Consider the following 6780-nt stretch of genomic DNA (forward strand, 5'->3'; position numbering starts at 1 on the left):
TTCAGCTTAGTTATCCCTAAAGTTTGTAGATATTGGGTTTTATGAGAGGAAAACAGTAATCATCGTAATAGATTATGGTGGATTTAGTAACAGGAGCTTGTAGTTCCAAATTTATCCCGTGACTTGTATGGGTTGTAGATAAGAAAGATCACCCGGTAAAAAGAAATTCAGATTCTGATTTATGAAACCGGGTTTAGCGTATTGGTGGAGAAGAGCCATAAGACAAGTAGAATAAAATTTCTAACTCGATCATTTGTTGGATATCTTACGTATGATTAGTGAACAAATGTTTTTATAGCATCATCAATCTATTGACTGGGATCCAGAATTTTTTAAAATCAAACATAGCTAACAATGTGTGAGAGTGAGGATCTTTATGAATACCATTCTTGTTACAGGCGGGGCAGGTTTTATCGGCAGTAATTTCATACATTTGGCATTGAGGCTAAACAATGTAAGCATAATCAATCTAGATAAGCTCACTTATGCAGGAAATCTGGACTCTTTGAGCGATATCGAGTCCAACCCACAATATACATTTATTGAAGGTGATATCTGCGACCAAGCATTAGTTGGCAAGATTTTGTCTGACTATCGACCAGCGTCGATAGTTCATTTTGCAGCTGAATCCCATGTTGATCGCTCAATTGACAGTCCGGCCGCCTTTATAGAAACTAATATTAACGGTACTTTTTCGCTGTTAGAGGCAGCAAGGATTTATTGGCGTAATCTTGACGACTACCGGAAAGCTCAATTCCGCTTCCTGCATGTTTCTACCGATGAAGTATACGGAACACTAGGAGAAACCGGCTATTTTACCGAAGAAACACCCTATGCCCCTAACTCACCGTATTCGGCATCCAAGGCCGCTTCAGATCATCTGGTTCGTGCCTATTACCACACCTATGGCTTGCCGGTATTGATGACAAATTGTTCAAATAACTATGGTCCGTTCCAGTTCCCTGAAAAGCTAATTCCGTTAATGATTCTGAATGCCTTAGAGGGTAAGACACTGCCGATATATGGGACTGGGCAGAATATTCGTGACTGGCTATATGTAGAAGATCACTGCCAGGCTATCTTAACAGTCCTAGAGAAAGGTTGCGTCGGTGAGAAATACAATATCGGTGGTCATAATGAAATGACCAATATATGTATTGTTCATACCCTGTGCGACTTTCTTGATACTAACCGTCCACGTAGTGATGGGAAGTCTTATCGAGAGCAAATTTCTTTTGTTAAAGATCGTCCTGGCCATGATTTACGGTATGCGATTGATGCTTCGAAAATTGAACGGGAACTTGGCTGGGTACCGGCAGAAACCTTTGAGACAGGCATTGTTAAAACTGTAAATTGGTATCTCAACAACAGTGAGTGGTGTCAGAGGGTTACGGATGGCAGCTATCGCCTTGAACGACTTGGGATGGGAGAGTAGAATAGTGACAGTAACGAAAGGGATTATATTGGCCGGAGGATCAGGCACTCGTCTGTATCCAGCAACAAAATCAGTTAGTAAACAGCTAATGCCAGTCTACGACAAACCAATGATCTATTATCCGTTGTCAACCTTATTGTTAGCTGGTATTCAGGATATTTTAATCATCACTACCCCTCAGGACCGGGAATGTTTTGTTAACTTACTTGGTACAGGCGAACAGTGGGGCATTCATTTATCCTATGCCGTGCAGCCAAGTCCTGATGGTTTGGCTCAGGCATTTATTATTGGTGAAGAGTTTATTGGTGATGACAGCTGCGCACTTATTTTGGGTGATAACATTTTTTATGGATATGGCTTTAGTCAGAAGCTGCAGGAAGCAGCACAGCAAGCTATTGGTGCAACTGTTTTTGCCTATTGGGTAAACGACCCTGAGCGTTACGGGGTAGTTGAGTTTGATAGCCAGGGGCAGGCCATCAGTTTAGAAGAGAAACCGGTTCAGCCTAAATCCAATTACGCAGTTACCGGACTTTATTTTTATGATCGAAATGTGGTTGAGCTGGCTAAAGCTATCAAGCCGTCAGCCCGGGGTGAATTAGAGATTACTGATCTAAACCGCTTATATTTAGAACAGAATACACTCAGGGTTAAAACTTTAGGTCGCGGTTATGCTTGGCTGGATACAGGTACGCACGAATCACTACTGCAGGCATCTAACTACATTGCAACTATTCAGGAACGTCAGGGGCTAATGGTGGCCTGTCCGGAAGAAATCGCTTATCGTATGGGCTATATATCACGCAGCAAATTGATAGCATTAGGTAGTGTTATGCAGAAAAATGGGTACGGCCAATATCTCTTGAAAACTGCCGGAGAGTGAATGTATAAGCCTGCCAATATCGGCAGGCTTTTTGGATAGAATATCAATCGAATCGGAGCTGAATTATAGTGAAGATTATTGAAACAAAATTGCCGGGTGTGGTAATTGTTGAACCCCGGGTATTCGGTGATACTCGTGGCTTCTTTCAAGAAACTTGGCAAAAATCGCGGTATGAAGCTATCGGTATTAATGAACAATTTGTGCAGGATAATATATCTTTTTCTACCCGTGGTGTATTGAGGGGGTTGCATTATCAGAATCCGCATGCCCAGGGTAAGCTGGTATCAGTTGTCCAGGGGGAAGTATTTGATGTGGCAGTAGATATCAGGGTTGGTTCACCAACTTTTGGTCAGTGGGCAGGAACGATACTTTCTAGTGATAATCACTGGCAATTGTGGATACCGCCAGGTTTTGCCCATGGCTTCTGTGTAGTAAGTGATACTGCATACTTCACTTATAAATGTAGTGATGTGTACGCACCAGAAGCCGAGGGCGGCATCAGCTGGAACGATCCTGATATCGGGATTGAATGGCCGTTGTCAGCTGTTGAACTATCGGGTAAAGATAAAGAATACCCCCGGCTGCGCGATATTGCCTTGGAACGACTGCCTAAATTCAGCAGATAGTAGATACAGGAGGCGGTTTATATGCGGATTTTAGTAACAGGTGCGAACGGTCAGCTTGGCAGAGAGATTGCTAAACAGGGGCAAGACCATGAGTTGATGTTGACAGATGTTGATACGCTGGATATTACGGATAGTAAGGCTACTATGTCTTTGTTCCGGGAGGTAAGACCTCAGGCTGTTATCCATTGTGCTGCTTATACCAATGTGGACGGTGCTGAATCTGATCCTGACAGAGCGTTTAGTGTTAATGTCATCGGGGCACAAAATATGGCTGCTGGCTGCCTAGAAACCGGCGCACGCATGGTATATGTGAGCACTGATTATGTTTTTGACGGATCCAGTAGTAAACTGTATCGTGAATTCGATGTTGTTAACCCGCAGACAGTGTATGGCCGGACTAAATGGCAAGGTGAAGAGATAGTGCGTCAAATCCTTGGACGGCACTATATTATGCGCACCGCCTGGTTGTATGGAGATGGTAACAATTTTGTTCGCACTATGTTGCGGTTGGCTGGTGAAAATCCTTCGTTGCGCGTTGTCCATGACCAGGTAGGTACGCCGACATCCACTGTTGATTTATCCTGGGCGATTTTCCGGCTGTTAGCAAGTGATGCCTATGGTACCTATCATGCTACTTGTCAGGGTAAATGCTCTTGGTATGAGTTTGCTTGCGAAATTTTCCGCCAGGCAGGTAAATCTGTTGAGGTCGTTCCGGTGACTACGGCGGAATTTGTCCGACCGGCTAAACGTCCAGCCTATTCGGTACTAGATAATTATATGTTGCGGATGTCAGTGGGCGATCCCATAAGGAATTGGCAGGAATCCCTAAGTGAATATTTAGAGCGGTAATACTCATGCCTTTGTAAAATCAGTTAGTAGGATAAGTTTCGGTCAGCAGTGCCTGGTGCGCCACTGTCGAGTCCGATTGAATTATAGTTAAATGCGAAAGAAGGTATGTATATGTATAAAATAGCAGTAGCAGGAACCGGCTATGTCGGCTTAGTGGCAGGCGTCTGTTTCGCCGAAGTCGGCCATCAAGTAACCTGCGTTGATATTGATGAGAATAAAGTAAATATGATGAAGCAGGGTATCTCACCTATTTACGAGGCTGGTCTTGAAGAGTTAATGCAAAAAAATTATGATGCCGGTAGATTAAGCTACACCACCGACTATATTTCCGCGTATAAAGAAGCGGATGCTGTCTTCATTGGCGTTGGAACCCCAGAGCAGCCTGACGGTTCGGCCAATCTTTCCTACATAGCTACAGTTGCCAGGCAGATAGCGGAAACGATAGAAAAGGACTGCCTTGTAGTAGTAAAATCGACAGTCCCTGTTGGTACAAATGATAAAGTGGAGCAGTTTATCAAAGACTTCCTGGTTAATGATGTAAAGGTTGAAGTAGCTTCGAACCCAGAGTTCTTGGCGCAGGGAACAGCAGTGCGCGATACACTTCAAGCTGCAAGAATTATTATCGGAACGGAGAGTAAATGGGCAGAAGAGATACTTACGAAGATCTATGAGCCGTTTAATCTGCCTATCGTGTCTGTTAGCAGAAGGTCAGCAGAAATGATAAAATATGCTTCTAATGATTTCCTGGCCCTGAAAATTTCTTATATGAATGATATTGCCAACCTTTGTGAATTGGTAGGCGCAGATATTCAGGATGTGGCTCAAGGAATGAGCTTTGATGATCGGATTGGCAGTAAATTCTTGAATGCTGGTATTGGGTATGGCGGCTCCTGTTTTCCCAAAGACACCAAAGCTTTGGAGTATCTTGCGAAACAGTACGGCTATGAACTAAAAACAGTCAAAGCGGCTATTGATGTAAATACTGAACAAAAGATAATGCTATATAAGAAAGCATGTAAAAGATTAATTACTTTTAATGGTCTGAAAGTAGCTGTTCTTGGACTGACGTTTAAGCCAGGGACGGACGATCTGCGAGAAGCGCCATCTCTTGAAAATGTACCCTTATTGTTGGCACAGGGCGCAGATATTTATGCCTATGACCCTGTTGGAGTGGAGAATTTCAAAAGAGCGTACCCGGAAGGCGAAAACGGCAGAGGAAGTATTAAGTATGTTGAGAATGTGGAAGAAGCTTTAGCTGGGGCTAATGTCTGCTTTGTCTTTACTGAATGGGGCGAGGTAAAAGCTTTGAAGCCGGAAGGATATAAGCAACTGATGAGAACTCCTCTGGTGTATGACGGAAGGAATATTTATGGGGTTAAAGAGATGAAAGAAGCGGGAGTAGAATATTACTCTATTGGTAGAAACTAACGGATTAGGTTTACTTACTTCCGAAAGGAGCGAACAGCCCAAATGAGATCAGTCTACAAACCATTAGATACAACCAAAACCTATCTCATTACCGGTGCAGCGGGTTTCATCGGATACTTCTTATCCAGGAAACTATTAGAACAGGGCTGCCGTGTTGTCGGTATTGACAATCTAAATGACTATTATGATGTTGAGCTTAAGTATGCTCGTCTGGAGCTACTTAGACCCTTTGAGAAATTTACCTTTATTAAAGGTGACATTTCAGATAAAGATACTATAACTAAAACTTTTGAAGAGGTTAAGCCTAATATTGTAATTAATCTTGCGGCTCAGGCCGGTGTACGGTATTCAATAGAAAACCCGGATGTATATATTCAAAGCAATGTAATCGGCTTTTTTAATATCCTTGAAGCATGCCGCTATCATACTGTAGACCACCTCGTCTACGCATCATCTAGCTCTGTCTATGGCGCAAACAAAAAAGTGCCGTTCTCTGAATCGGATTTTGTGGACAATCCTGTTTCGCTCTATGCGGCCACAAAAAAGTCAAATGAATTGATGGCTTATACCTATAGTCATCTCTATCAGATACCCGCTACAGGACTACGATTTTTTACCGTGTACGGGCCTATGGGAAGGCCTGATATGGCGTATTTCGGCTTCACTCAGAAATATTTTTCTGGAGAGCCAATTAAGATATTCAATAATGGTGATTTTGAAAACGACCTCTATCGGGACTTCACCTACATCGATGACATCGTGGAGGGCATTGAACGACTTCTATGTAACTCTCCAATTGGGGCAAATACTGCTCCGCATCAAGTCTTTAATATAGGAAATAATAACCCTGAAAAGTTGATGGTATTTATTGAAACGCTGGAACAATGCTTAAGCAAGGCTATAGGCAGAGTGGTAGTGTTTGATAAGATATTTGAACCGATCAAGCCCGGCGATGTACCTGCCACCTTTGCCTCTACTGATTTATTGCAGCAAGCTGTAGGTTTTAAACCTAAGACAACGATTGAAGCAGGCTTGCAGCGATTTGCCGATTGGTATTGTGAGTATTACAAAGTAAAATAACCCCTATTAGAGGCGAACGGGGCATTGAAAATATGTTTCAATTGATAGCCGATAACCCTACCTTGGTTCAAGAAGGTAGGGTTTATTTGTCGTTCATTTATCTGCAGTGGGTTTTTGGAGGTTGTGTTTGTAAAGGATAAATTCTTTAATCAAAGCGATTTCCTTTTTTACATGCTCCGGAAGCTCGGCCATATTATCGTGGGTAACTGCGTTGACATGGTCTTCTGAAAAGAATTCTGCCAGGGATATGTCAAGAGCTTGGCAGATTTTTTCCAAAGTGACAATATTAGGACTTTTTTTACCAATTTCAATTTCACGTAAGGTTGATTGCCCAATTTCTGCAAGCTGAGCAAGTTTATTAGTACTATAGCCTTTTCGTGTTCTCAATTGAATAATACGTTCGGCAACTAACATGGTTTATGCCTCCATTTAAATTTAAGAAATGGTGTATAAATTTATATTTAAATAAACGCAATAACATT

General features: G+C 42.4%; 7 protein-coding genes. 6 read left to right on the forward strand and 1 reads right to left on the reverse strand.

Annotation, left to right across the window (positions count from 1 at the left end; all coding sequences use genetic code 11):
• The first annotated feature begins 376 nt into the window (after positions 1 to 376).
• From rfbB to VN379_RS20265, 6 genes are all read left to right on the forward strand, one after another.
• On the forward strand, positions 377 to 1435 hold the full coding sequence (gene rfbB / locus VN379_RS20240) for a dTDP-glucose 4,6-dehydratase (RefSeq protein WP_325537204.1): 1059 nt from the start codon (positions 377 to 379) through the stop codon (positions 1433 to 1435).
• A gap of 4 nt (positions 1436 to 1439) precedes the next feature.
• A complete protein-coding gene (rfbA, locus tag VN379_RS20245; protein ID WP_325537206.1) occupies positions 1440 to 2315 on the forward strand; it encodes a glucose-1-phosphate thymidylyltransferase RfbA in 876 nt (291 codons plus the stop codon).
• Positions 2316 to 2383: 68 nt separating this feature from the next.
• Positions 2384 to 2941 carry a dTDP-4-dehydrorhamnose 3,5-epimerase gene (rfbC, locus tag VN379_RS20250; RefSeq protein ID WP_325537208.1) on the forward strand — a complete coding sequence of 186 codons (558 nt, stop codon included), beginning with the start codon at positions 2384 to 2386 and terminating at the stop codon, positions 2939 to 2941.
• A gap of 21 nt (positions 2942 to 2962) precedes the next feature.
• Positions 2963 to 3790 (forward strand): dTDP-4-dehydrorhamnose reductase, encoded by an 828-nt coding sequence (gene rfbD, locus VN379_RS20255; protein ID WP_325537210.1) that lies wholly within the window; start codon positions 2963 to 2965, stop codon positions 3788 to 3790.
• A gap of 111 nt (positions 3791 to 3901) precedes the next feature.
• Positions 3902 to 5218: a UDP-glucose/GDP-mannose dehydrogenase family protein gene (locus VN379_RS20260; protein ID WP_325537212.1), complete on the forward strand. Its 1317-nt coding sequence runs from the start codon at positions 3902 to 3904 to the stop codon at positions 5216 to 5218.
• A 42-nt stretch (positions 5219 to 5260) separates the two neighbouring features.
• Positions 5261 to 6298 carry an SDR family NAD(P)-dependent oxidoreductase gene (locus tag VN379_RS20265; protein ID WP_325537214.1) on the forward strand — a complete coding sequence of 346 codons (1038 nt, stop codon included), beginning with the start codon at positions 5261 to 5263 and terminating at the stop codon, positions 6296 to 6298.
• A 93-nt stretch (positions 6299 to 6391) separates the two neighbouring features.
• On the opposite strand, the gene VN379_RS20270 is transcribed toward VN379_RS20265, so the two are convergent.
• On the reverse strand, positions 6392 to 6712 hold the full coding sequence (locus tag VN379_RS20270; protein WP_325537215.1) for a helix-turn-helix transcriptional regulator: 321 nt from the start codon (positions 6710 to 6712) through the stop codon (positions 6392 to 6394).
• Positions 6713 to 6780: the final 68 nt, after the last annotated feature.

This window comes from Sporomusa sp., from assembly GCF_035561255.1.
GTDB lineage: Bacteria > Bacillota > Negativicutes > Sporomusales > Sporomusaceae > Sporomusa.

Excerpts from the sequence above, each read along its gene's own strand:
- rfbB (WP_325537204.1), top strand. The coding sequence starts at position 377 with ATGAATACCATTCTTGTTACAGGCGGGGCAGGTTTTATCGGCAGTAAT.
- rfbD (WP_325537210.1), top strand. The coding sequence starts at position 2,963 with ATGCGGATTTTAGTAACAGGTGCGAACGGTCAGCTTGGCAGAGAGATT.
- VN379_RS20260 (WP_325537212.1), top strand. The coding sequence starts at position 3,902 with ATGTATAAAATAGCAGTAGCAGGAACCGGCTATGTCGGCTTAGTGGCA.
- VN379_RS20265 (WP_325537214.1), top strand. The coding sequence starts at position 5,261 with ATGAGATCAGTCTACAAACCATTAGATACAACCAAAACCTATCTCATT.
- VN379_RS20270 (WP_325537215.1), bottom strand. The coding sequence starts at position 6,712 with ATGTTAGTTGCCGAACGTATTATTCAATTGAGAACACGAAAAGGCTAT.